The sequence below is a fragment of the Cupriavidus plantarum genome (assembly GCF_905397285.1).
In the GTDB taxonomy this organism is placed as follows: Bacteria; Pseudomonadota; Gammaproteobacteria; order Burkholderiales; family Burkholderiaceae; genus Cupriavidus; species Cupriavidus plantarum.
The window spans coordinates 486,445-508,140 of the sequence record NZ_CAJPUX010000002.1; the positions used below are offsets into that span (position 1 = coordinate 486,445).

General features: G+C 64.5%; 19 protein-coding genes and 1 pseudogene. 11 read left to right on the forward strand and 9 right to left on the reverse strand.

The features are described 5' to 3' along the window. Window positions 1-60: 60 nt before the first annotated feature. On the forward strand, window positions 61-1,014 hold the full coding sequence (locus KHP16_RS10900; RefSeq protein WP_211960169.1) for a LysR family transcriptional regulator: 954 nt from the start codon (window positions 61-63) through the stop codon (window positions 1,012-1,014). Window positions 1,015-1,068: 54 nt separating this feature from the next. On the opposite strand, the gene KHP16_RS10905 is transcribed toward KHP16_RS10900, so the two are convergent. Together KHP16_RS10905 and KHP16_RS10910 are read right to left on the reverse strand one after the other, a co-directional pair. Then, the gene (locus KHP16_RS10905; RefSeq protein ID WP_121491589.1) at window positions 1,069-2,700 is read right to left on the reverse strand and encodes a hydantoinase B/oxoprolinase family protein; all 1,632 of its coding nucleotides are present in this window, start codon (window positions 2,698-2,700) and stop codon (window positions 1,069-1,071) included. A gap of 3 nt (window positions 2,701-2,703) precedes the next feature. Next, on the reverse strand, window positions 2,704-4,833 hold the full coding sequence (locus tag KHP16_RS10910) for a hydantoinase/oxoprolinase family protein (protein WP_211960170.1): 2,130 nt from the start codon (window positions 4,831-4,833) through the stop codon (window positions 2,704-2,706). 203 nt (window positions 4,834-5,036) lie between these two features. Here KHP16_RS10910 and KHP16_RS10915 point away from each other — a divergent pair, with 203 nt between their 5' ends. Both KHP16_RS10915 and KHP16_RS10920 read left to right on the forward strand, forming a co-directional pair. Then, on the forward strand, window positions 5,037-5,537 hold the full coding sequence (locus tag KHP16_RS10915) for a redoxin domain-containing protein (RefSeq protein ID WP_211960171.1): 501 nt from the start codon (window positions 5,037-5,039) through the stop codon (window positions 5,535-5,537). Beyond that, the gene (locus KHP16_RS10920; protein WP_211960172.1) at window positions 5,534-6,061 is read left to right on the forward strand and encodes a DsbA family protein; all 528 of its coding nucleotides are present in this window, start codon (window positions 5,534-5,536) and stop codon (window positions 6,059-6,061) included. Before KHP16_RS10915 ends, KHP16_RS10920 begins: the two co-directional genes overlap by 4 nt. Window positions 6,062-6,077: 16 nt before the next feature. Here the strand turns inward: KHP16_RS10920 and egtD are convergent, their stop codons facing one another. The 5 genes and pseudogenes from egtD to KHP16_RS10940 all read right to left on the reverse strand — a co-directional run bounded on the left by egtD (window position 6,078) and on the right by KHP16_RS10940 (window position 10,392). Then, window positions 6,078-7,055 (reverse strand): L-histidine N(alpha)-methyltransferase, encoded by a 978-nt coding sequence (egtD, locus tag KHP16_RS28680; RefSeq protein ID WP_407935119.1) that lies wholly within the window; start codon window positions 7,053-7,055, stop codon window positions 6,078-6,080. Next, window positions 7,038-8,234 (reverse strand): annotated as a pseudogene (egtB, locus tag KHP16_RS28685) (ergothioneine biosynthesis protein EgtB); the annotation flags it as partial. The gene egtD and the pseudogene egtB, both read right to left, overlap by 18 nt. A gap of 28 nt (window positions 8,235-8,262) precedes the next feature. Beyond that, on the reverse strand, window positions 8,263-8,640 hold the full coding sequence (locus tag KHP16_RS10930; RefSeq protein ID WP_211960174.1) for a DUF427 domain-containing protein: 378 nt from the start codon (window positions 8,638-8,640) through the stop codon (window positions 8,263-8,265). A 256-nt stretch (window positions 8,641-8,896) separates the two neighbouring features. After that, entirely contained in the window at window positions 8,897-9,580 is a 684-nt protein-coding gene (locus KHP16_RS10935; protein WP_109583320.1) for a GntR family transcriptional regulator, read from the reverse strand. Window positions 9,581-9,651: 71 nt separating this feature from the next. Further along, complete coding sequence (locus KHP16_RS10940; protein WP_109583319.1) at window positions 9,652-10,392, reverse strand: TerC family protein; 741 nt, start codon at window positions 10,390-10,392, stop codon at window positions 9,652-9,654. Between the two features lie 257 nt (window positions 10,393-10,649). Between KHP16_RS10940 and KHP16_RS10945 the strand changes: the two genes are divergently transcribed. The 7 genes from KHP16_RS10945 to KHP16_RS10975 all read left to right on the forward strand — a co-directional run bounded on the left by KHP16_RS10945 (window position 10,650) and on the right by KHP16_RS10975 (window position 18,626). After that, complete coding sequence (locus tag KHP16_RS10945; protein WP_109583318.1) at window positions 10,650-11,681, forward strand: 2-dehydropantoate 2-reductase; 1,032 nt, start codon at window positions 10,650-10,652, stop codon at window positions 11,679-11,681. A gap of 193 nt (window positions 11,682-11,874) precedes the next feature. Continuing rightward, window positions 11,875-12,609: a GntR family transcriptional regulator gene (locus tag KHP16_RS10950; protein ID WP_109583317.1), complete on the forward strand. Its 735-nt coding sequence runs from the start codon at window positions 11,875-11,877 to the stop codon at window positions 12,607-12,609. Window positions 12,610-12,805: 196 nt separating this feature from the next. Then, window positions 12,806-14,041: a formyl-CoA transferase gene (gene frc / locus KHP16_RS10955; protein ID WP_109583316.1), complete on the forward strand. Its 1,236-nt coding sequence runs from the start codon at window positions 12,806-12,808 to the stop codon at window positions 14,039-14,041. 111 nt (window positions 14,042-14,152) lie between these two features. Next, complete coding sequence (locus KHP16_RS10960; RefSeq protein ID WP_211960175.1) at window positions 14,153-14,935, forward strand: fumarylacetoacetate hydrolase family protein; 783 nt, start codon at window positions 14,153-14,155, stop codon at window positions 14,933-14,935. Window positions 14,936-15,072: 137 nt separating this feature from the next. Beyond that, window positions 15,073-16,806 (forward strand): oxalyl-CoA decarboxylase, encoded by a 1,734-nt coding sequence (gene oxc, locus KHP16_RS10965; RefSeq protein WP_211960176.1) that lies wholly within the window; start codon window positions 15,073-15,075, stop codon window positions 16,804-16,806. Window positions 16,807-16,866: 60 nt separating this feature from the next. Beyond that, complete coding sequence (gene frc, locus KHP16_RS10970; RefSeq protein ID WP_109583313.1) at window positions 16,867-18,117, forward strand: formyl-CoA transferase; 1,251 nt, start codon at window positions 16,867-16,869, stop codon at window positions 18,115-18,117. A gap of 68 nt (window positions 18,118-18,185) precedes the next feature. Further along, window positions 18,186-18,626 carry a PAS domain-containing protein gene (locus KHP16_RS10975; protein ID WP_115953200.1) on the forward strand — a complete coding sequence of 147 codons (441 nt, stop codon included), beginning with the start codon at window positions 18,186-18,188 and terminating at the stop codon, window positions 18,624-18,626. Window positions 18,627-18,723: 97 nt separating this feature from the next. On the opposite strand, the gene KHP16_RS10980 is transcribed toward KHP16_RS10975, so the two are convergent. Both KHP16_RS10980 and KHP16_RS10985 read right to left on the reverse strand, forming a co-directional pair. Beyond that, complete coding sequence (locus tag KHP16_RS10980) at window positions 18,724-18,957, reverse strand: HAD family hydrolase (RefSeq protein ID WP_244214644.1); 234 nt, start codon at window positions 18,955-18,957, stop codon at window positions 18,724-18,726. A gap of 203 nt (window positions 18,958-19,160) precedes the next feature. Next, the gene (locus tag KHP16_RS10985; RefSeq protein WP_109583310.1) at window positions 19,161-20,099 is read right to left on the reverse strand and encodes a LysR family transcriptional regulator; all 939 of its coding nucleotides are present in this window, start codon (window positions 20,097-20,099) and stop codon (window positions 19,161-19,163) included. Between the two features lie 219 nt (window positions 20,100-20,318). On the opposite strand from KHP16_RS10985, the gene oxlT reads away from it, so the two are divergent. After that, window positions 20,319-21,662: an oxalate/formate MFS antiporter gene (oxlT, locus tag KHP16_RS10990; protein WP_109583309.1), complete on the forward strand. Its 1,344-nt coding sequence runs from the start codon at window positions 20,319-20,321 to the stop codon at window positions 21,660-21,662. Window positions 21,663-21,696: the final 34 nt, after the last annotated feature.

A 21,696-nucleotide genomic window follows, 5' to 3' on the forward strand; every position in this document is an offset into this window, starting at 1 on the left:
CATTAGTTTCTGTAGACTGTTCGTGTTTTCAGATAGATCTTGGGCGCCATGACCCGCACCATGAACCGCACCATCACGCTCCGCCATTTACGATGCTTCGCCGAGGTGGCCGAGTCGGGCTCTTTCACCACGGCCGCCACGCGGTTGTTCGTGACACAGTCCGCGCTCACCGCGACCATCCAGCAGTTCGAGGAGGCCGTCGGCCTCAAGCTGTTCGACCGCAACACGCGTCGCGTGGCGATGACGCCGGAAGCGGTGCGCTTCAAGGCGGAAGCCGACAAGATCCTGCGCGAATTCGATGCCGCGATCTCGGACCTCGAGGCCATCGCCCAGAGCCAGAAGGGCCACGTGCGCATAGCGGCCGCCGCGTCGGCCATCTATCAGTTCCTCGTGCAGTCCATCGTCGCCTTCCGCGCGCAGTATCCGGCCGTGTCGTTCACGCTGCGCGATGCCGGTGCGCAGCAGGTGGAGCAGCTGGTGGTCGATGGCGAACTGGATTTCGCGATCGCCAGCCGCTACAAGGGCTTCGACGAACTCGACTATGTGCCGCTGCTCAGCGACACGTTCGGTATCGTATGCCGCCGCGACCACCCCCTCGCGCGGGAATCGGGTCCGCTCAAATGGTCCGACCTGCCCGCGGAGGGCTTCGTCGCGTTCACGCAGGACACGGGCATCGGCACCATTCTCCGCACGCAAGGCCCCGCGTGGCCGGGCTTCGAAAACTGCCAGTTCGCGATCTCGAGTTCGACGTCGCTGCTCGCGGTGCTGACCGAAGGCGGCGGCTTTTCGATCGTGCCCGCGCTCGCGGGCAAGGTCGCGGGATTCGAGACGCTCGCATTCCGTGAGCTCGAAGGGCCGGTGCTGACCCGCGAGGTGTGCCTGATCACGCGACGGCTGCGATCGCTGTCGCCCACCGCGCAGCGGCTGCTGCGTGTGTTGCTGCAGACCATCCACGCGCAGAGGCTGCCCGAGGGCGTGGTGGCCGCGGCCATCGACGCCCCGCAGACCGTATAGGAACGCCTCACAACAAGACAGGTGGGGCATGGCCGTGTCGCGCTTATGTCGCGCTTATGTCGCGTATCCGTGCAGACGATCACGCCGACGCAACGCGGGGTCGCGCTCGCTCGCCGGGCCGAAGCCCCCGCCACCGGGCGTACGCAGGATGACCTCGTCACCCGGGTTCAGCACATGCGGAACGCGCGTGTTGATCGCTTCGCCGTTGATCAGCACCTCGCCGCGGGCGCCGGCCTCCGCGCCGCCAAGTCCGGGCGCGGGCACGTGCAGGCGTTCGGTGAGGAAGACGATGGACAGCGGCGTCGGGTGTTCGCTCACGAAGCAGATTTCCTCGCCCAGACCGCCTCGATACTGGCCCGCGCCCCCCGAGCCTTCCCGCAGCCGCTTGTAGCGGAAGTGCAGCGGCGCATCGCGCTCCGCGACTTCGATCGGCGTCGGCGAGATATTGCTTGGCCACGACATCACCGAAGCGCCATCCTTCCTGGCCGTGCCGCCGAGGCCGCCGTTATAGAACAGCACCGTCGCGAACGGCTTGCCTTCCGCGGTGGTGCCGCTGAGGTTGGCGATCCACAGCGGCGACCCCACCCCCGCCATCACCGCATCGGGCAGCACGCGGTGCATCGCGCCGAAGATCGTCGTGGGCACGTAGTGCCCCGTGCATGCGCGGCCGCCCACAGGCGCCGGCGAACGCGGATTGAGGATGGTGCCTTCGGGTGCGGTCACCTTGATGGGGCGGAACAGGCCATCGTTGTTGGGCAGGTCAGGCAGCAACAGGCACTTGATCGCATACACCGACATGGCGTTCGTATAGGACAGTACGCAGTTGATGCCGCGCGGCTGTTGCGGCGACGTCCCCGCGAAATCGCATTCGATCCCGCCGTTGCGTACGCGCACGGTCACGGCAAAGCGGAAGCGTTCGCCGAAGCCATCGGTCTCCATTTCGTAGGGATAGTCACCTTCCGGCAGCTTCGCGATGGCGCGCCGCATCGCGTCTTCACTGCGCACGAACAGCGCATTCGCGAGGTCGTCGATGCCGGGCAGCGCGTACTCGTCGAGAATCGAGGTCAGCCGCGTGGCAATCAGCTCGACGGCGCCGACCTGCGCCCAGATGTCGCCGACCGTCTGCTCGGGCGTGCGCACGTTGGTGCGGATGAGCGACAGCAGCGTCTCGTCCGCGCGATTTGCGCGCAGCAGTGTCATCAGCGGAATGTGGAAGCCTTCCTCGAACAGCTCGCGTGCATCGACGGAGCGGATCTTGCCGCCGATGTCGGGCACGTGGCCTGCCGTGGCCGCAAAGCCGATCAGCGAACCGTCATGGAACAGCGGCTTGACGAGGCAGACGTCGTTCAGGTGACCGGTACCGATCCATGGGTTGTTGGTGATGTAGATGTCCCCCGGCTGCATGTTGGCGGCGCCGATCTTCGCCAGCGCGGCCTGCACGGTGCGCGGCAACGTGCCGATGAACGACGGGATGCTGCCGCTGTTCTCCGCGAGCGCGCGGCCCGCGGAATCGGTCACCACGACGGCGAAGTCGTTCGCCTCGGTGGACAGCGTCGAGAACGACGTGCGCACGATGAGCTTGGCGGCTTCGTTGACGACGGAGCGCACGCGCGTCCAGAACACTTCGAGAAAAATGGGATCTACCCGAGTCGGATCCACGGGCGTCGTTTGTTCCGCAATGGCCATGGCTCACTGCTCCTTGATGGTGATGACCAGGTTGCCGCTGGCGAGTTGTTCGACATGGCCCCTGGGGCCAACCACGAGCGTGGAGCCCGTGTCCTCGACGAGCAGGGGGCCGGTGGCGGAGAAGCCCACGCGCAGCGCCGAGCGATGGAATACAGGCGTCTTCACGTAGCCCTGCGCTTCGCGGAAGTACACCTCGCGCTCGCCCGACGGCGCGGGACGCGCGCCGGCCTCCAGCGGCTTCGGTTCGAACGCCATACGCGGGGGCGCTTCCCCCGTGACGCGCAGGTTGACGAGCTCGATGGGGACGTCCGGCGGCGTACGCCCGAACTTCTCCCGATAGGCGGATTCGAACGCGGCCGTCAGCGCGTCGCGCATGGTTTGCTCGTTTATGGTTTGCTCGTTGATGGCCTGCTCGCTTGCGGCGCCTGCCACGTAAGGCCCGTCGGGCAGTTCGACCGATAGCGTGAAGCCTTGCCCGACGAAGCGGCCATCGGCATGGCGCGACAGCTTGATGGGACCGAACGTCGCATCGACCGAAGCCAGCGATTCGCGCACCTGCGCTTCCAGATGACCGAAGGCGGCTTCGAGATCGGAGAGTTGTCCCGACGAGGGCCGGAACGTCGCCGTGCGCGAACGGTCTGCCCGCGCGGGCGCGACGAGCAGGCCATATGCCGAAGCGACCCCGGCCGCCGGCGGGCAGAGGATCGTGCTCACGCCGATCTTCTGCGCGACGTAGTACGCGTGCAGGGGGCCCCCGCCGCCCGTGCATAGGAGTACGAAGTCGCGTGGGTCGCGGCCGCGCTCCGCCGCATGGACCCGCGCCGCGCTGGCCATGTTCTCCGCCACGATGTCATGCATGCCCCAGGCCACGTCGAGCGCGCCGATGCCCATCCCGCCGCCAAGGCTCGCCAGCGCGTCATGCGCCTTGTCGCGATGGACGGTCATGGTGCCGCCGGCGAAGTAGTCGGGATTCAGATAGCCGAGCACGAGGTTCGCATCGGTGACGGTCGGGTCCCGTCCGCCAAGCCCATAGCAAGCGGATCCGGGCTCAGAGCCCGCGCTATGGGGGCCGACCTTCATCAGGCCGAGCGCGTCGCAATGGGCGATGCTGCCGCCGCCCGCGCCGATCTCGATCAGATCGATCGTGGTGATGCGAATGGGCAGGCCGCTTCCTTCCGCAAAGCGCTTGCGGCGCGCGGCCTCGAAGCCGAACGCGATATACGGCTTGCCTTGCTCCACGAGGCAGAGCTTGGCCGTGGTGCCGCCCATATCGAACGCCATCAGGTTGTGCCGGTTGTCGCGGCGGCTGTAGTGCGCGGCGGAAATGGCGCCGGCGGCAGGGCCGGACTCCAGCAGTTCGATCGGATTGCGCTTGGCTTCCTCGATATGGGAGAGGCCGCCGTTCGACAGCATCAGCAGCACACCCTTCGGCAGGCCAAGGGCAATGAGTCGAGCTTCCAGCGCATCGAGATATCGCTTCGCCAGCGGCTTGATATAGGCGTTGGCCACGGTAGTCGAGTTGCGCTCGAATTCGCGGATGACGGGCGCCACGTCGGATGACAGCGTGACGTGCAGTTGCGGAAAGTCCCGCTGGATCCAGGCGCGCACCTGCTGCTCGTGCCCGGCGAACGCATAGGCATGGAGCAGGCATACGGCGATCGACTCGACGCCCTGTTCCACGAGGCTGGCAACGGCCTTGCGCACATCGTCCGCGTCCGGTGCCTCGAGCACGCGGCCCTGGCCGTCGACGCGTCCGCCGATTTCGGCGCGCAGATTGCGCGGTACCAGCGCGGGCGCCGGTTCGATGTGGATGTCGTAGAGGTCGTATTTGCGCTCGTGGCCGATTTCGAGCACATCGCGGAAGCCTCGCGTGGTCAGCAGCCCGGTCGTGCTGCCGCGCCGCTCGATCAGCGCGTTGGTGAACAGCGTGGTCGCATGAACCACGCGGGCGACGCCGCGCGGATGGATGTCGCACGCCTGCATCAACTGCCGCACGCCGTCGGCCACGCCCTGAGCGGGATCCCCGTGAGTCGTCAGGACCTTGAGGCTATGCAGTGCCCCGCCGCCGTAGTCCAGCGCGACCACGTCCGTGAACGTGCCGCCGATATCGATGCCGATTGCCCAGGTAGTCAAAGGAAGCCCCTATCCGTGTTCCGCTTGGTGTGAGCAGATCATAGGGTTCGGGATTTACAAATTCCAATGACATGTTTCGATGGATTGTTCATTTGGACCGATAAGCGAAAACCGTTCGGTTTTGCAAACGCGGCGGGCCGCGTGAATCGATGTGGCGTCGAATAGGCAAATAATGGCCGCACGATAGCAACCGGGGGAATCCCATGGCAGCAGTTGCCGATCACCTGAAGGCAGGCGCCGTCGCGCCGGATTTCAACCTCAACGCGACACCGGACCAGACCATCTCGCTGCGCGAACTGCGCGGCCGGCCGGTCGTGCTGGCCTTCTATCCCGCCGACTGGAGCCCCGTCTGCGGCGACGAAATGGCGCTGTTCAACGCGACGCGGCACGAGATCGAACGCTACGGGGCGGTGCTGCTCGGCATCTCCGTCGATAGCGTCTGGTCTCACACGGCCTTCGCCGACAACCGCAAGCTACATTTCCCGCTACTGGCCGACTTCGAACCGAAGGGCGCCGTGGCGAAGTCATATGGCGTATATCGGGACGCCGATGGCACCTCGGAGCGCGCGCTGTTTGTCATCGACGAAGCAGGCGTCGTGCGCTGGAGCTACGTCTCCCCGATAGCGATCAACCCCGGCGTGGACGGCGTGCTCGACGCGCTCGATCGTCTCCCGAAAGCCGCATCCCCGAAGGAGCCGCAATGAGTCATCTCACCATCCCGGTCAGCGCGTCCGACCATCTGCAAGGCAAGGCCGATGCGCCCCTCGTGCTCGTCGAGTACGGCGACTTCGAGTGTCCGTACTGCGGCCGCATGTATCCGATCATTCAGCAATTGCAGCGCGAACTTGGGGACAAGCTCGCGGTGGTCTATCGGCATTTCCCGCTCGTGGATATGCATCCGCACGCGGGCGCTGCCGCGATGGTCAGCGAGGCGGCCGCGCAGGCGGACAAGTTCTGGTCCATGCACGACCGGCTATTTGAAAGCCAGGGCGCCCTCGCCGATGACGACCTCGTGCGCTACGGACGGGAACTCGGCGTGGCCGAAGCGCTGATCCAGCGGGCGTTCGATGGCGACAAGGACTTCGTCGCGAAGATCGAGGTGGACTTCCGTGGCGGCGTGCGCAGCGGCGTGAATGGCACGCCGTCGCTGTTCCTCAATGGAACGCGCTACGACGGCGAGCCCGATGTCGCCCCGCTGTTGCAGGCGCTGGAGCGGATGCTACGCTGACGGAAACTGACGTCCATTACGTCCCGAGCTCGAACACGCCAAATGCCGGCGCATCGCTGATCCAGTGGCGCGTGACCTTCCACCCCGCATCGGCGGCAAGCCTGGAGAACGATTCGATCGTGAACTTGTGGGAGTTCTCGGTATGGAGCCGCTCGCCACGCCGGAACGTGAACGATTGCCCCGCCGCATGCACGATCTGGTCGACGCGGCTGACCAGATGCATCTCGATGCGGTTGTGCGTCTCGTTCCAGATCGCCAGATGATCGAACGTATCCGGATCGAAGTTCCCATCGAGCTCGCGGTTGATGCGCACAAGCAGGTTCTTGTTGAACCGCGCCGTCACGCCTTCCGCATCGTCATAGGCACGCAGCAGCGTCGGCAGGTCCTTGACCATGTCGGCGCCGACGATCATGCGGGCATCGGCGCCGAGCATCTCGCGGGCATTACGGAGGAACTGCACCGCTTCCTCATGCGTGAAATTGCCGATGGTCGAACCGGGGAAGAAGCCGACGCGCGGCCGGCCCTGCGTGGCGTCCGGCAATGCAAACGGCTGCGTGAAGTCGGCTTCGAGCGCATCGACGCGCAGCGCCGGATAGCGTTCCGCGAGCCGCGCCACCGCGCCGGCCAACGCGTCCCCGCTGATGTCGACGGGCACGTACGCGCCGATGCGATCGCTGGCGGCGAGCAGCAGGTTCGTTTTCTCGCTCGCGCCGCTGCCGAATTCGATCAGCGCGCTACCCTCGGCAAAGGCGGCCACGATATCGCCGGCGATGCGCGCGAGCAGCGCGGACTCCGTGCGCGTCGGGTAATACTCGGGCGTGCGGCAAATGTCCTCGAATAGCGCCGAGCCAGCCGCATCGTAGAAGTACTTCGGAGACATCGCCTTGGGATGGCCGGACAGGCCCACGCGTGCATCGCGCGTGAAGTCGTCGTGCTCCTCATCGGCGTGGTGACGTCCCGACGGTTGCGTGCCCGGATCGCGCGCGAGACGCACGCCCGCGAACATCCACCGCATATGCGGGTAGAAGAAATTTCGGTACGTCGCGCGCGCATGGCCTGGCGGCGTCACGCTCGCGCCGCCGCGCAGCACGAGCTGGCTGACCATGAACTTGCCGTTGTACTCGCCGATCGCATCCATCGACGCGTGAAAGCCCGGATACGGACCGTATGCGGTCTGCGTCCATTGCCACGCCACATCGTCGACCTGCGTCAGCACGCCCGCGCGCGTGCTGATCTCCCATTCGGCCTCGGACGGCAGCCGCGCACCGGCCCAGCGCGCATAGGCGTTGGCCTCGAAGTAGCTCACGTGCACGACGGGCGCATCCCAGTCGATCGAGCGCAGCCCGCCAAGCGTCATCTCCTGCCAGCCATGCTCCGAATGCTGCCAGTAGAGCGGGGCGCTCAACTCGCCGGTCTTCACGCGCGCCCAGCCGTCGGCGAGCCACAGCTCGGGGCGCGTATAGCCGCCGTCGTTGATGAAGCGCAGCCATTCGCCATTGGTCACGAGCCGATCGGCGATCTCGAAGGGCGCCACATAGGTCTTGTGGCGCGGCCGCTCGTTGTCGAAGCAGAAACCGTCGCCATCGTCCCCAATCTCGACAAGACCGCCCTCCATGCGCGCATAGCGAGCGCGGCCCGCGGCGTGTGGCCGCGGCCAGCGCGTGTCGTAGGCGGGTTTGAGCGGCGACTGCGCGAACAGATGGAGGATGTCCATCAGCAGCAGTTCCTGATGCTGTTCCTCGTGCGCAAGGCCCAGGTCCATCAGCGAGCGCAACGCATCGTGTGAATGGGTATCCAGCAGGGCGAGCATCTGCGCGTCGACATGCGCGCGATAGGCCATCACCTCGTCGACGGTCGGCCGGCTCAGCAGTCCGCGGAACGGACGCGGCTGGCGTTCGCCGATGGCTTCGTAATACGAATTGAAGAGGTAGCCGTAGCTGGCGTCATACGGCTTGTAGCCATGCAGATGCGGCGTCAGCAGGAACGTCTCGAAGAACCAGGTCGTATGTCCCAGGTGCCATTTGGCGGGGCTGGCATCGGGCATCGACTGGATCGCCATGTCCTCCGCATTGAGAGGCTCCGCCAGCGCGAGCGTGCGTTCGCGGACGGCAAGATAACGCTGATACAACGACGAACGGTGCCCGGCGGGCACGCCTTGGGTCTGCAATGCCATGTGTCGTGTCTTTGTTGTGAGCGCGCGGTCAGGCGCTGACTTCGATGCTGTCGACGCGATCGGGGTAGAACGCGAGATGGCCGGCAATGGACACCACCGCGTCATGCGGGGTTTCATACGTCCATACCGCATTGGCGCCGCGATCGCCGGCGCCGGGAATGCTGTAGTACGACGCATCGCCCTTGTACGGGCAATGCGTGCTGTGCGCGGTGCGGGTCAGCTGCGACATGTCCGCATCCTCGCGCGGAATGTAGTGCACGGCGGGATAGGTGGACTCCTGCAGCACGAGCGCGCGCCGGCTGTCGGCGACCACGCGTCCACCCGCGGTCACGACCACGCGGCTCGCTAGCGGCTTGATATCGATGGGATGATCCGGCCCCGGAATCTTGACGGTCTTGCCCTGCATGGCGGTCTCCTCGTCTCGGGAAAGAAAAGTAGGCGCGGCAAGCGCCGCGCCTTGCATCAACCGGGCGTGCGGACGAACAGTCGGACCACGCGCGATGACGCCAATGAAAAAACCGCCACGGAGGTGACGTGGGGCCGGAAGGAGAGAAGAGCCCCGACCCCGATACGCACGATAGCAAGGTCTGACGCGTCAGAAAAGCGTGAGGGCGGAACACACTTTTCTTCTAACTAGAACAATGTGCCCAAATGCCCGATTTTCAGCGCGACTGTTCCTCGACCCACAGCGACAGCCGCACCTTGTAGGCCTGCTGGATATGCCGCCGCGCGATTTGCTCGGCTTGCGCGGGATTCCGCGCTTCCAGCGCTTCCACGAGCGACATGTGTTCTTCATACGAACCCCGCGCGCGGCCCGGCACGGCGAGCGTCGAGCGCCCCAGCAGCGCCATCGACTCGTGCAGCGTGCGGAGGGTCTTGAGCAGGTAACGGTTGTGCGCGCAGCGATGGAGCGTTTCGTGGAACAGGCGGTTGTTCGCGACGAGCCGTTCCGGATCTTCAGCCAGCACGAGGTCGCGCTCGACGATATCGCGCAGCAGCGAGATCTCGACGTCGGTGGCATGGCGCGCGGCCAGCGCGGCCGCGGTGGCCTCCAGCACTTCGCGCATCACGTACAGCTCGCTGACCATGCTGGCATCGAGCTGCGTCACCATCATGCCGCGATTGGGCTCGTTGACCACGAGCCCCTCGGACTCGAGCCGCGACAGGGCCTCGCGCACGGGCGTGCGCGAGAGGCCCAGCGATTCGGCCAGTTCGACCTCGCGCAGGCGCGTGCCCGGCGACAGATGGCCGGACTGGATCGCGGCCCGCAGTTGTTGATAGGCCCGTTCGGACCGCGGCAGCGAAGCCTGGCTGCCGTCGGGACCGGAAAGATCGGTAGGAAGCATGGACGTGGGGTTGTGCGTGACAGCAACCGGAGATGATACCCGTTCGCCCGGCGCTACAACCGCGCCTGGACCTAATGCTTCGGCTTCCGCCGCCGCGCGAGCATGTTCAGCGCCTCCACCGCGACCGAGAACGCCATGGCCGTATAGATATAGCCCTTGGGCACGTGATGACCAAGGCCGTCGGCGATGAGCGTCATGCCGATCATGATCAGGAACGCCAGCGCCAGCATCACGATGGTCGGATTGCGGTTGATGAAGTTCGCCAGCGGCCCCGCCGCGAACAGCATGACGGTCACGGCCACGATCACCGCGACGAACATGATGGGCACATGGTCCGTCATGCCCACGGCGGTAATGATGCTGTCGATCGAGAACACGATGTCGAGGATCAGGATCTGGCCGATCGCCGCCGCGAAACCGGGCACGGCGCGGGCCGTCATGCCTTCCTCGCCGTGTTCTGGCTCGTCGTGCGCCACGTGCTGGTGGATCTCGCGCGTCGCCTTCCAGACGAGGAACGCGCCGCCGGCAATCAGGATCAGGTCCCGCCAGGAGATGCCCTTGCCGAAGATCGTGAAAACCGGCTCCGTCAACGACACGATGATCGCGATCGTCGCCAGCAGTCCCAGCCGCAGGATCAGCGCGAGGCCGATGCCGATCCGCCGGGCTTTCTCGCGGGTGTTCTCCGGCAGCTTGTTGGTGAGGATGGAAATGAAGATGAGGTTGTCGATCCCGAGGACCACCTCCATCGCGATCAGTGTGGCCAGCGCCGCCCATGCCGACGGGTCACGGGCGAGGTCCATCAGCGAATCCATGCGAACTCCTTGGCGGGGTAAGGCGTGAGGACGAGGGCAGGTGCGACGGGGCTGCGTGACTACAGGGAAAGACATCTTGATGGTAGTGCAGCGGCGGGCCGGTGAGAACCCGTGGATGTCTGACAGTACACATGTTTGGCGCCGCACGGCCATCGTAAAAATGCGCACAGATTGAGGTTGTCGCGCAGCGCTGTGGAATATAGTATGTGATATATCAAAAGAGATTTCGCATAAACACAGCACTGAGGAGACGACGCATGAAGATCTGTATCTATGGCGCCGGTGCCATCGGCGGGTATCTGGGCGCCCAGCTGGCGCTGGCGGGCGCCGATGTCAGTTTCATCGCACGCGGCCCGCATCTGGCCGCCATGCAGGCCAATGGCGTGCGCCTGCACATCGACGGGCAGGAGCGCGTGGCAAAGGTCCGCTGCACCAGCGATCCGCGCGAGCTTGGCCCGCAGGACTACGTGTTCATTACGCTCAAGGCGCACCAGGTGCCGGGCGTGGTGGACCTGATGCAGCCCCTGATCGGCCCGGAAACCGCCATCGTCACGGGCGTCAACGGCATTCCCTATTGGTATTTCTATAAGCACGGCGGCCAGTTCGCGGGCTCGACGCTGGAGAGCGTGGACCCCGGCGCGAAGCAGTGGCACGGCCTTGGCCCCGAGCGCGCGATTGGCTGCGTCCTGTATCCGGCCGCGGAGATCGAGGCGCCCGGCGTCATCCGCCATGTATATGGCAAGAAATTCCCGATCGGCGAACCCGACGGCAGCCGCTCCACGCGCGTGACGCAGCTGGCCGAGCTGATGGTCGCGGCGGACCTCGATGCCCCCGTGCGCGACAACATCCGCGACGAGATCTGGCTCAAGCTCTGGGGCAACCTCTGCTTCAACCCGATCAGCGCGCTGACCCATGGCACGCTCGACATCATTACGTCGGATCCCGCCACCCGCGCGTTGTCGAAGCAGATGATGCTCGAGGCCAAGGACATCGCGGAGCGGTTCGGCGTGCACTTCCGCGTGGACGTGGAGCGGCGCATCGACGGGGCAGGGGCCGTGGGCGCGCACAAGACGTCGATGCTGCAGGACCTCGAGGCGGGCCGCGCGATGGAGATCGATCCGCTGCTGACGGTCGTACAGGAAATGGGCCGCATGCTGGGGCAGCCCACGCCGATGATCGACGCGGTGCTGGGCCTCATCAAGCAACGCGACCGCATGGCGCAGGTCCCGCTGGCACCCGCGACGGCGCCTCACGCGCCCAACGCGGAAAAGGTGGCGCGCGCGGCATAACTTGCAGTGGCAGCGATGTGATATACCATATACGAAAGGGCCGGTAGAGATACCAGAACGCTACCTGAACGTACCTGAGCGTCCCCGGAGGCAGAATTCATGAGCAGATCGCATGACGGCATGCCAAACTGCCATCTATCGTTGCTTATGAAGCCGGCCGGGGACGGGGTGCCGGCCATCTACGAGTGCATTCATGTCTGCCCAAAGCCAAACCGAAATCCAGGATGTAACCCAGCCGCCCGGCGGCCTCACGCTGGCGCTCCAGCCGATCAACGCGGGGGCCAGCCTGCGCGACCAGGCCTACGCCATGCTGCGCCAGGCCATCGCCGATGCGGATATCTACCAGTCGCGGGAAGAAGTCAGGCTCGACGAACGCGTGCTCAGCGAAGCACTGGGCGTGAGCCGTACCCCGATCCGCGAAGCCATGACGCTGCTGGAGCAGGAGGGATTTCTGCGCACGGTGCCGCGCCGCGGCATCTACATCATGCGCAAGACCAAGCGCGAAATCGTCGAGATGATCCAGGTCTGGGCCGCGCTGGAAAGCATGGCCGCGCGGCTCGCCACGCAGAACGCGACGGACGAGGAGATCGGCAAGCTGCGCCATATGTTCGACAGCTTCCGCGACTCGACGCCAGCCGAGCATATCGAGGAATACTCCGACGCGAATATCGTCTTCCATCAGGCGATCGTGCAGCTGTCGAAGTCGCAGGTCATCATGGACCAGATCAAGAACATCTTCGTCCATGTCCGCGCGATCCGAAAGATGACGATCTCGCAAAGCGACCGCGCGGCGCGTTCGATCGTCGACCATTTGCGGATCATCGAGGCATTGGAGAAGCGCGATACCGAACTGGCGGAGCGTCTCGTCCGTCAGCACTCGCTGGATCTGGCCGAGTACGTCGAGAAGAACTGCGACTTCCTGGACTGACGTCTCTTCGGCGCGCAGTCCACCAGAGAACGAGCCCCGACGCCGCGTCCCGGCGCCGGGGCTTTTTTTGTCTCAGCCGTCATTGCTGCACCGCACTATCGAAACTTCCCTGATTTGGGTTTTCCCCCTCTTGCATCTTCGTGATATACCACATACTGTATGTCAAAAGATCAAACCACAAATCAGGAGACGCATCATGGAGCAACGCAAAGCCCTGGATGGCATTCGCATCCTGGACATGACGCACGTGCAGGCTGGCCCGTCCGCGACGCAGCTGATGGCCTGGATGGGCGCCGATGTGATCAAGGTGGAAATGCCCGGCCGTGGCGATATCACGCGCAGCCAGCTCCGTGACGTACCGAATGCCGACAGCCTCTATTTCACGATGCTGAACAGCAACAAGCGCAGCCTGACCCTGAACATGAAGACCCCGGAAGGGAAGGCCTTGCTGGAGGACCTGATCCAGCAGAGCGATGTGCTGATCGAAAACTTCGGCCCAGGCGTGCTCGCCCGCGCCGGCTTCGACTGGGACCATATCCAGGACCTGAATCCGCGCATGATCTATGCGTCGATCAAGGGCTTCGGCCCCGGTCCGTACCAGGACTGCAAGGCGTACGAGAACGTGGCCCAGTGCATGGGCGGCGCGGCATCCACGACGGGGGAGGCCACCGGCGTGCCGACGGTGACCGGTGCGCAGATCGGCGACTCGGGCACGGGCGTGCACTGCGTGGTGGGCATCCTGGCGGCGCTGCTGCAGCGCGAGCATTCGGGCCGCGGCCAGCGCGTGGAAGTCGCGATGCAGGACGCCGTGCTGAACCTGTGCCGCGTGAAGCTGCGCGACCAGCAGCGCCTGGACAACGGTCCGCTGCGCGAATACCCCAACGAGCAATTCGATGACCACGTGCCGCGCGCCGGCAATGCGTCCGGCGGCGGCCAGCCGGGTGCCGCACTGCGCTGCGCGCCGGGCGGCCCCAACGACTACGTGTACGTCATCATCCAGCCGCAGGGCTGGGAGCCGCTGATGCGCCTGTGCGGCCGCGAGGAACTGATCACCGATCCGGAATTCGCCACGCCGGAAGTGCGTCTGAAGAAGCTGCCCACCTGCTTCGGCATCATCGAGCAATGGACACTGGGGCTGACGAAGTTCGACGTCATGAAGGCCCTCAACAGCGTGGACGTGCCGTGCGGTCCGATCCTTTCGATGAAGGACCTGATCGAGGACCAGTCGATGTACGAGCGCGGCTACCTCGTCGAACTCGAGCACCCCGCGCGCGGCAAGTACGTGCAGCTGGGCTCGCCGATTACGCTGTCCGACTCGCCGGTGAAGGTCGAGCGTTCGCCGCTGCTGGGCGAGCACACGGACGAGATCCTGGAGGCGCTGGGACGCACGCCGGCGCAGATCGCGGCGCTGCGTGTGGCGGGGGCCATCTGACCCCGGGCGCGCGCCGCGCCATGCCCTCTCACGCCTTCCCGAGCTAACGGGATTCCCATCCAATACATGAAGCAGGCGCGTCACGCGCGCGCCTGCCGGAGGAGTTCAGCCGTGCAAACCTGGATTCGCTTCCGTCGCCCCGATGGCGACGCCGCTTACGGCCGGCTCGACGAGCGCGATGCCGACCGTGTCATCGAGTTCGATGGGGCCGGTTATACCGATCCTCGGCCTACGGGCAATACCTACAGCCATGCCGCGCTGGAACTGCTCGCGCCATGCGAGCCCGGCAAGATCGTCGCGCTGTGGAACAACTTCCACGCGCTGGCGGCCCGGCTGGAAAAGTCAGTCCCCGAGCATCCGCTGTTCCTGCTGAAGCCCGCCAGTTCGCTGGCCGGCCCCGGCGATGCGATCCGCAGGCCGAGCGGCTACACCGGGAAGATCGTCTACGAAGGCGAACTCGGCATCGTCATCGGTCGCGAATGCCGCGACGTGCGGCAGAGCGAGGCGGCCTCGCACATCTTCGGCTACACGGTCGTCAACGACGTCACGGCGAGCGAACTGCTCAACGCGGACCCTAACTTTCCGCAATGGACGCGGGCGAAGGGTTCGGACACGTTCGGCTGCATCGGTCCGGCCATCGTCAGCGGCTTCGACTGGCGCGGCGCCAGCGTCGTGACGCGCCTCGACGGCAACGAACGCCAGAACTATCCGCTGTCCGACATCGTGTTTTCGCCCGAGGCGCTGGTCAGCCTGCTGTCGCGCGATATGACGCTGAAGCCGGGCGACGTGATCGCGGTCGGCACGTCGATCGGCGTGGGGTCGATGAAGGCCGGTTCCGTGGTGGAGGTCTCGATTGCCGGCATCGGCTCGCTGGTCAACCACGTGAGCGGCTGAAGCCGGTGATTGCTGCGGCGCATCGACGAAAGTTCACATTGAGTCCTTGCCGAGCTTGGATATATCACATACCGTATTTGCACGACCTGAAAGCAGAAGTTCTCCCATCACCGTCAATCTGTAAGAAGGAAGTCACCATGGCAGAAGTCGACAACGAGCTGCAGCGTCACGCCGTCGAAGCGCAAACCGCGCAAACCGATGGCTTTCATCTGGTCATCGACGCGCTGAAGCTGAACGGCATCGAGAACATCTACGGCCTGCCCGGTATTCCGGTCACGGATCTGGCCCGCCTGGCGCAGGCCAACGGCATGCGCGTCATCAGCTTCCGTCATGAGCAGAACGCGGGCAACGCCGCGGCGATCGCCGGCTTCCTGACGCAAAAGCCCGGTGTTTGCCTGACCGTTTCGGCGCCGGGATTCCTGAACGGGCTGACGGCTCTGGCGAATGCGACGACCAACTGCTTTCCGATGATCCTGATCAGCGGCTCGAGCGAGCGCGAGATCGTCGATCTGCAGCAAGGCGACTACGAAGAGATGGATCAGTTGGCCATCGCGCGTCCGCATGCCAAGGCCGCCTTCCGCGTGCTGCATGCCGAGGACATCGGCGTGGGCGTGGCGCGGGCCATCCGGGCTGCCGTGTCGGGCCGTCCGGGCGGCGTGTACCTCGACCTGCCTGCCAAGCTGCTGGCCCAGTCGATGGAAGCGGAGAAGGGTCGCAACTCGCTGATCAAGGTCGTGGACCCGGCGCCGCGCCAGTTGCCCGCGCCCGATTCGATCGACCGCGCCGTCGCGCTGCTCAAGAGCGCCAAGCGTCCGCTGATCCTGCTTGGCAAGGGCGCGGCGTATGCGCGCGCCGATGCGGACATCCGCGCGCTGGTCGAGAAAACCGGCATCCCCTACCTGCCGATGTCGATGGCCAAGGGCCTGCTGCCCGATACGCATCCGCAGTCGGCGTCCGCCGCGCGGTCCTATGTATTGGCGGAGGCCGACGTGGTGATGCTGGTCGGCGCGCGCCTGAACTGGCTGCTGTCGCACGGCAAAGGCAAGACCTGGGGCAAGCCGAAGCAGTTCATCCAGATCGATATCTCGCCGACCGAGATGGACAGCAACGTGGCCATCGAAGCCCCGGTCGTGGGCGACATCGGCTCGTGCGTGAAGGCACTGCTCGAGAAGGTCGGCAATGGTTTCCCGAAGCCGGGCGCCGAGTGGCTGAACGCGGTGGACGAGCGCAAGGACAAGAACCTCGCCAAGATGGCCGAGACGCTTTCGAAGGAAACGTCGCCGATGAACTTCCACAGCGCGCTGCGCGTGCTGAAGGATGTGGTCAAGGAGAACCCCGGCATCTCGTTCGTCAACGAGGGTGCCAACACGCTGGACTATGCGCGCGCCGTCATCGACATGTACGAGCCGCGCAAGCGCCTGGACGTCGGTACGTGGGGCGTGATGGGCGTCGGCATGGGGTATGCGGTCGCCGCGGCGGTCGAGACCAACAAGCCGGTGCTGGCGCTGTGCGGTGACAGTGCGTTCGGTTTCTCGGGCATGGAGGTGGAGACGATCTGCCGATACGACCTGCCGATCTGCATCGTCATTTTCAACAACAACGGCGTCTACAAGGGCGTCGACGTGAATCCGACCGGTGGCAAGGATCCGGCGGTCACGATGTTCGTCAAGGGGGCGCGCTACGACAAGATGATGGAAGCGTTCGGTGGCGTCGGTCACAACGTCACCACCCCTGCGGAGCTCGACGCCGCAGTGAAAGAAGCCCTGCGGTCGGGCCGTCCCACGTTGGTCAACGCCGTCATCGACCCGGCCGCGGGTACCGAGAGCGGCCGTCTGACCAACCTGAATCCGCAGAGCTCGGCGAGCAAGTAAACCCATTCCCGCTGCACCTTTTGATCAGTTTCTACTTAGCCTCTACTTAGGAGAGCGAACGTGAACCTCCCACTCAACGGCATCAAGATCATCGACTTCACGCACGTCCAGGCAGGCCCCGCCTGCACGCAGCTCCTCGCCTGGTTCGGCGCGGACGTCATCAAGGTGGAACGTCCCGGCGCGGGCGACGTGACGCGCTCGCAGCTGCGTGACGTGCCCGACGCGGACGCGCTGTACTTCACCATGCTGAACAGCAACAAGCGTTCGCTGACGCTCGACACCAAGAAGCCGGAAGGCAAGAAGATCCTCGAGCAGCTGATTCGCGAATCGGACGTGCTGGTCGAGAACTTCGGGCCGGGCGCGCTGGACCGCATGGGCTTCTCCTGGGAACGCATCAAGGAACTGAACCCGAAGATGATCGTGGCATCGGTCAAGGGCTTCAGCGATGGCCACCACTACGAAGACCTGAAGGTCTACGAGAACGTGGCGCAGTGCGCCGGCGGCGCGGCCTCGACCACGGGCTTCTGGGACGGTCCGCCCACGGTGTCCGCCGCCGCGCTCGGCGACTCGAATACGGGCATGCACCTGGCCATCGGCATCCTGACCGCGATCATCGGTCGTCAGCAGACGGGCGAAGGCCAGAAGGTCGCGGTGTCGATGCAGGACGCCGTGCTGAACCTGTGCCGCGTGAAGCTGCGCGATCAGCAGCGCCTGGAGAAGGTTGGCTATCTGGAAGAGTATCCGCAGTATCCGCACGGCACGTTCAGCGACGTGGTGCCCCGCGGCGGCAACGCCGGCGGTGGCGGCCAGCCGGGCTGGGTGCTGAAGTGCAAAGGCTGGGAAACGGATCCGAACGCCTATATCTACTTCACGATCCAGGGCCATGCGTGGGAGCCGATCTGCAAGGCGCTGGGCAAGGAAGAGTGGATCAACGATCCGAACTACGCCACGGCCAAGGCGCGTCAGCCGCATATCTTCGATATCTTCAACACGATCGAGGCATGGCTGGCCGACAAGACCAAGTACGAGGCCGTGGACATCCTCCGCAAGTTCGATATCCCCTGCGCGCCGGTCCTGTCGATGAAGGAGATCGCGGAAGACGAATCGCTGCGCAAGAGCGGTTCGATCGTCGAGGTCGACCACAAGGCGCGCGGCAAGTACCTGACGGTGGGCAGCCCGATCAAGTTCTCGGCGATGAAACCGACCATCACGGGCTCCCCGCTGCTGGGCGAACACAGCGACGAGGTGCTGGCTGGCCTCGGCTACGGCGCGGAAGAAATCGCACGCCTGCGCGAGGCGCAGGTCATCTAAGCCGGACAGGGCAGTAAGGCAGCGCTGGGGTGGCCCGTGTGGCCACCCCTCATTCCTCAGGAAAGACCATGCAGGCTGCGATCGACTACGAACAGCTGGTGTCGGCCATCGGCGACGCCATCATCATCTCCGGGCCCGACGGCGCCATCACGCTGTGGAATCCCGCCGCCGAATACATCTTCGGCTACACGCAGGAAGAAGCGCTGGGCCAGTCGCTGGACCTGATCATCCCGGAACGCCTCCGCGGGCGTCACTGGGAAGGCTATGACAAGACCATGGCCACCGGCCAGACCCGCTACGGCCACGACCTCCTGAGAGTCCCCGCCATCAACAAGAAGGGCGACGCGCTATCGATCGCCTTCACGGTGGCCCTGCTGCACGGCGACGACGGCAAGATCACCGGCATCGTCGCGGTGATCCGTGACGAGACGGCCCGCTTCCAGGAAGAGCGGGCGTTGAAGAAACGGATCACGGAGCTGGAGGGGAGGGTGGGGGCTACGGCTGGTTGACGGACGTCAGCCGCGCGACCTTCGCCACATGTTTATGGCCGCTTTCCCGAGGAGTCGGGAAAGCGGCCATTGTCGTTGTCACTGCGACGAGGAGAAATCAGTTCACGCCCGTCTGCATTGCGCGGAGGTAGTCGTTCTTCTTGTCGAAGATCAGCTGGCTCAGGAAGGCGGGTTCGTACGCCGTGAGCAGGTGGGCGTGGTATTCCTCGATGTAGCGGCACACGCGCGTGCGTTCGCATTCGATGCCGCACAGCCAGTCGAACATTTCCATGTCCCAGCGGAAGCGCAGGCCCAGTTCCATGAAGGCGGCGTTGAACGCGGCCAGTTGCATGTCGCGGTCGATGCGTTGGGCCGTGGAGGCGTCGTGCGTGACGGCGGGGGAGGGCGTAGCGAGTTGGTCCATGGTCGTCTCCTTCAGGTGGCTCGTGAGGTGGGCTCGTGATGTGTGACGAGCGAGCTTCGTTGAGATGAAGCTTAGTGACGACGACCTATTTACGATAATTAAAGTTGCAAACCAAAACCATAATGAATCGCTTATGGTTGCCGGATCAGCCCTTCGACGCCCGTGATCTGCTGGATCAGACGCGCGCCTTCCTCCATCAGGAAATGCTTGAACGCCAGCGCGACAGGCGGGAGCCGCTTGTTCCGGCGATGCACGACGTACCAGTTGAGCATGACGGGGAAGCCCTCGATATCGAGCACGGCAAGCTTGCCGGCCTGCAGCTCGAGGCCGACCGTGTGGGCCGACAGAAAGGCGATGCCCATGTTGGCGATCACCGCTTGTTTGATCGTCTCGGTGCTCTTGATCTCCATGGCAATACGCAGGTTCGACAGGCGCCCCGCAAAACCCTCCTGCATCGAATTCCACGTATCCGATCCGCGCTCGCGCGAAACGAAGGCTTCTTCGGCGAGTCCCGCCAATGGAATGTGCCGCTTGCCCACCAGCGGATGATTGGGCGCCGCAACAATGACGTAGGGGTGCGGTGCAAACGACTCGGCAATCGTGTCGCCGCTTTCTGGCGGCCGCACCATCACGGCCAGGTCGGTGAGGTTGCCGCCAAGCTGATGCAATAATTCTTCGCGATTGTGCACCGCAAGATTTAAAGTTACGCCGTCGTGACGGCCCATGAATTCCGCAAGCAATCGCGGAAAAAAATAGTCGCCCGCACTGATCACGGCGACATTGAGACGGCCTCCGGATATACCCTTAAGCTGCGCCATCGCATCTTCCGCCTCGCGGAATTGCTGAATGATACTGCGGCTGTAATGCAGCATCTCCGTGCCCGCCGGCGTGAGGTAGATGCGCTTGCCAAGCTGCTCGAAAAGCGGCAGCCCTACGTGGTGTTCGAGTTGACGAACCTGTGTAGAAACAGCAGGTTGCGTGAGGTGCAGTTCTTCCGCCGCGCGCGAAAAGCTCAGGTGGCGGGCCACCGTTTCAAAGACCTTGAGTTGACGCAGCGTGGCATTTTTCATTGCACCGATTCCTGCAATCTATAAAGGATCGTCAATGATCATAATAAAAAACTTTATGCTGTGGTGATCTAAGTTTGAAGTAGCATCAATTCCACCGATGCAACGTGCCGCAATGTCAGGCGCGCTCATTCAGTAGTGAAGAACGAGGGCACCATCCCCCACGATGGGTTGCCCGGCTGCGCCATCAGAGCGCAAGACACTAATGCAAGGAGACACGACATGGCGCACATCGATGCGGCAGGCCCCGTCATGGGCAATTCCAATGGCGGTTTGCTGCACAACCGTTGGTTCCAGTTATTCATCGGTGTGCTCTGTATGGGCCTCGTGGCGAACCTCCAGTACGGCTGGACGCTGTTCGTCAATCCCATGAATGCCAAGCACCACTGGGGCGAATCCGCCATCCAGGTCGCCTTTTCCATCTTCATCGTGACCGAGACGTGGCTGGTGCCGATCGAAGGCTGGCTCGTCGACAAGTTCGGTCCCCGTCCCGTGGTGGCATGCGGCGCGATCTGCGCCGGCCTGTCATGGGTCATGAACTCGTACGCCACGTCGCTGCCGATGCTCTACGCGTCGGCGGTGATCGCGGGCATCGGCGCCGGCGGCGTCTATGGCACGTGCGTCGGCAACGCCCTCAAGTGGTTCCCGGACAAGCGCGGCCTCGCCGCGGGCCTGACTGCCGCGGGATTCGGCGCCGGCTCCGCCATCACGGTGATTCCCATCGCCAACACGATCCAGGCGTCGGGCTACGAACATGCGTTCTTCACGTTCGGCATCATCCAGGGCGTCCTGATCTTCATCATGGCGCTGCTGCTGGTCAAGCCGAAGCCGCCGCGCATCACGCAGACGAACAAGGCGATCCTGACGAATCCGGTGGAATTCACGCCCGGCCAGATGGTGCGCACACCCGTGTTCTGGCTGATCTATGCGTCGTTCGTCGCCGTGGCCGCCGGCGGCATCATGGCCACCGCGCAGCTCGGCCCCATCGCGAAGGACTTTGGCTTCTCGTCGATGCCGATCACGATGCTCGGCGTCACGCTGCCGCTGCTGACGATGACGCTGTCGATCGACAACCTCTGCAACGGCCTGACGCGTCCGCTGTGCGGGTTCATCTCGGACCGCATCGGCCGCGAGAACACGATGTTCTTCATCTTCATCGGCGAGGGCCTTTCGCTGATCGGCCTGATGGAGTTCGGCCACAACCCGTACCTGTTCATGCTGTTCGCGGCGCTGACCTTCCTGTTCTGGGGCGAGATCTTCTCGATCTTCCCGGCGCTGTGCGCCGACACGTTCGGCAGCAAGTTCGCCGCGGCCAACGCCGGCACGCTCTACACCGCGAAAGGCACCGCCGCGCTGCTCGTGCCGCTGGCGTCCGTGCTGTCGCATCACGGCGGCTGGAGCCTCGTGTTCACGGTCGCGGCGGTGATGACCGTTGCGGCGGGCCTGTCCGCGAAGTTCCTGCTGCAACCGATGCGCAGGCGCTTCATCACCGGTCATGTGAACGCACAGACGGTGAATGACCGCGCGACGTACATGGCGGGGTTCTCCGCGGGCAAGGGAGAGTAGGGCACCGGCCCAGATGGGCATGACGATTACCGAT

Coding starts and splice junctions, on each gene's coding strand:
- KHP16_RS10985 (WP_109583310.1), bottom strand. CDS start 20,099: ATGAAAAATGCCACGCTGCGTCAACTCAAGGTCTTTGAAACGGTGGCC.
- KHP16_RS10945 (WP_109583318.1), top strand. CDS start 10,650: ATGAAGATCTGTATCTATGGCGCCGGTGCCATCGGCGGGTATCTGGGC.
- KHP16_RS10905 (WP_121491589.1), bottom strand. CDS start 2,700: ATGGCCATTGCGGAACAAACGACGCCCGTGGATCCGACTCGGGTAGAT.
- KHP16_RS10915 (WP_211960171.1), top strand. CDS start 5,037: ATGGCAGCAGTTGCCGATCACCTGAAGGCAGGCGCCGTCGCGCCGGAT.
- KHP16_RS10980 (WP_244214644.1), bottom strand. CDS start 18,957: ATGCAACTGGCCGCGTTCAACGCCGCCTTCATGGAACTGGGCCTGCGC.
- KHP16_RS10900 (WP_211960169.1), top strand. CDS start 61: ATGAACCGCACCATCACGCTCCGCCATTTACGATGCTTCGCCGAGGTG.
- oxlT (WP_109583309.1), top strand. CDS start 20,319: ATGGCGCACATCGATGCGGCAGGCCCCGTCATGGGCAATTCCAATGGC.
- KHP16_RS10975 (WP_115953200.1), top strand. CDS start 18,186: ATGCAGGCTGCGATCGACTACGAACAGCTGGTGTCGGCCATCGGCGAC.
- KHP16_RS10920 (WP_211960172.1), top strand. CDS start 5,534: ATGAGTCATCTCACCATCCCGGTCAGCGCGTCCGACCATCTGCAAGGC.
- KHP16_RS10950 (WP_109583317.1), top strand. CDS start 11,875: ATGTCTGCCCAAAGCCAAACCGAAATCCAGGATGTAACCCAGCCGCCC.
- KHP16_RS10940 (WP_109583319.1), bottom strand. CDS start 10,392: ATGGATTCGCTGATGGACCTCGCCCGTGACCCGTCGGCATGGGCGGCG.
- frc (WP_109583316.1), top strand. CDS start 12,806: ATGGAGCAACGCAAAGCCCTGGATGGCATTCGCATCCTGGACATGACG.
- KHP16_RS10935 (WP_109583320.1), bottom strand. CDS start 9,580: ATGCTTCCTACCGATCTTTCCGGTCCCGACGGCAGCCAGGCTTCGCTG.
- oxc (WP_211960176.1), top strand. CDS start 15,073: ATGGCAGAAGTCGACAACGAGCTGCAGCGTCACGCCGTCGAAGCGCAA.
- KHP16_RS10930 (WP_211960174.1), bottom strand. CDS start 8,640: ATGCAGGGCAAGACCGTCAAGATTCCGGGGCCGGATCATCCCATCGAT.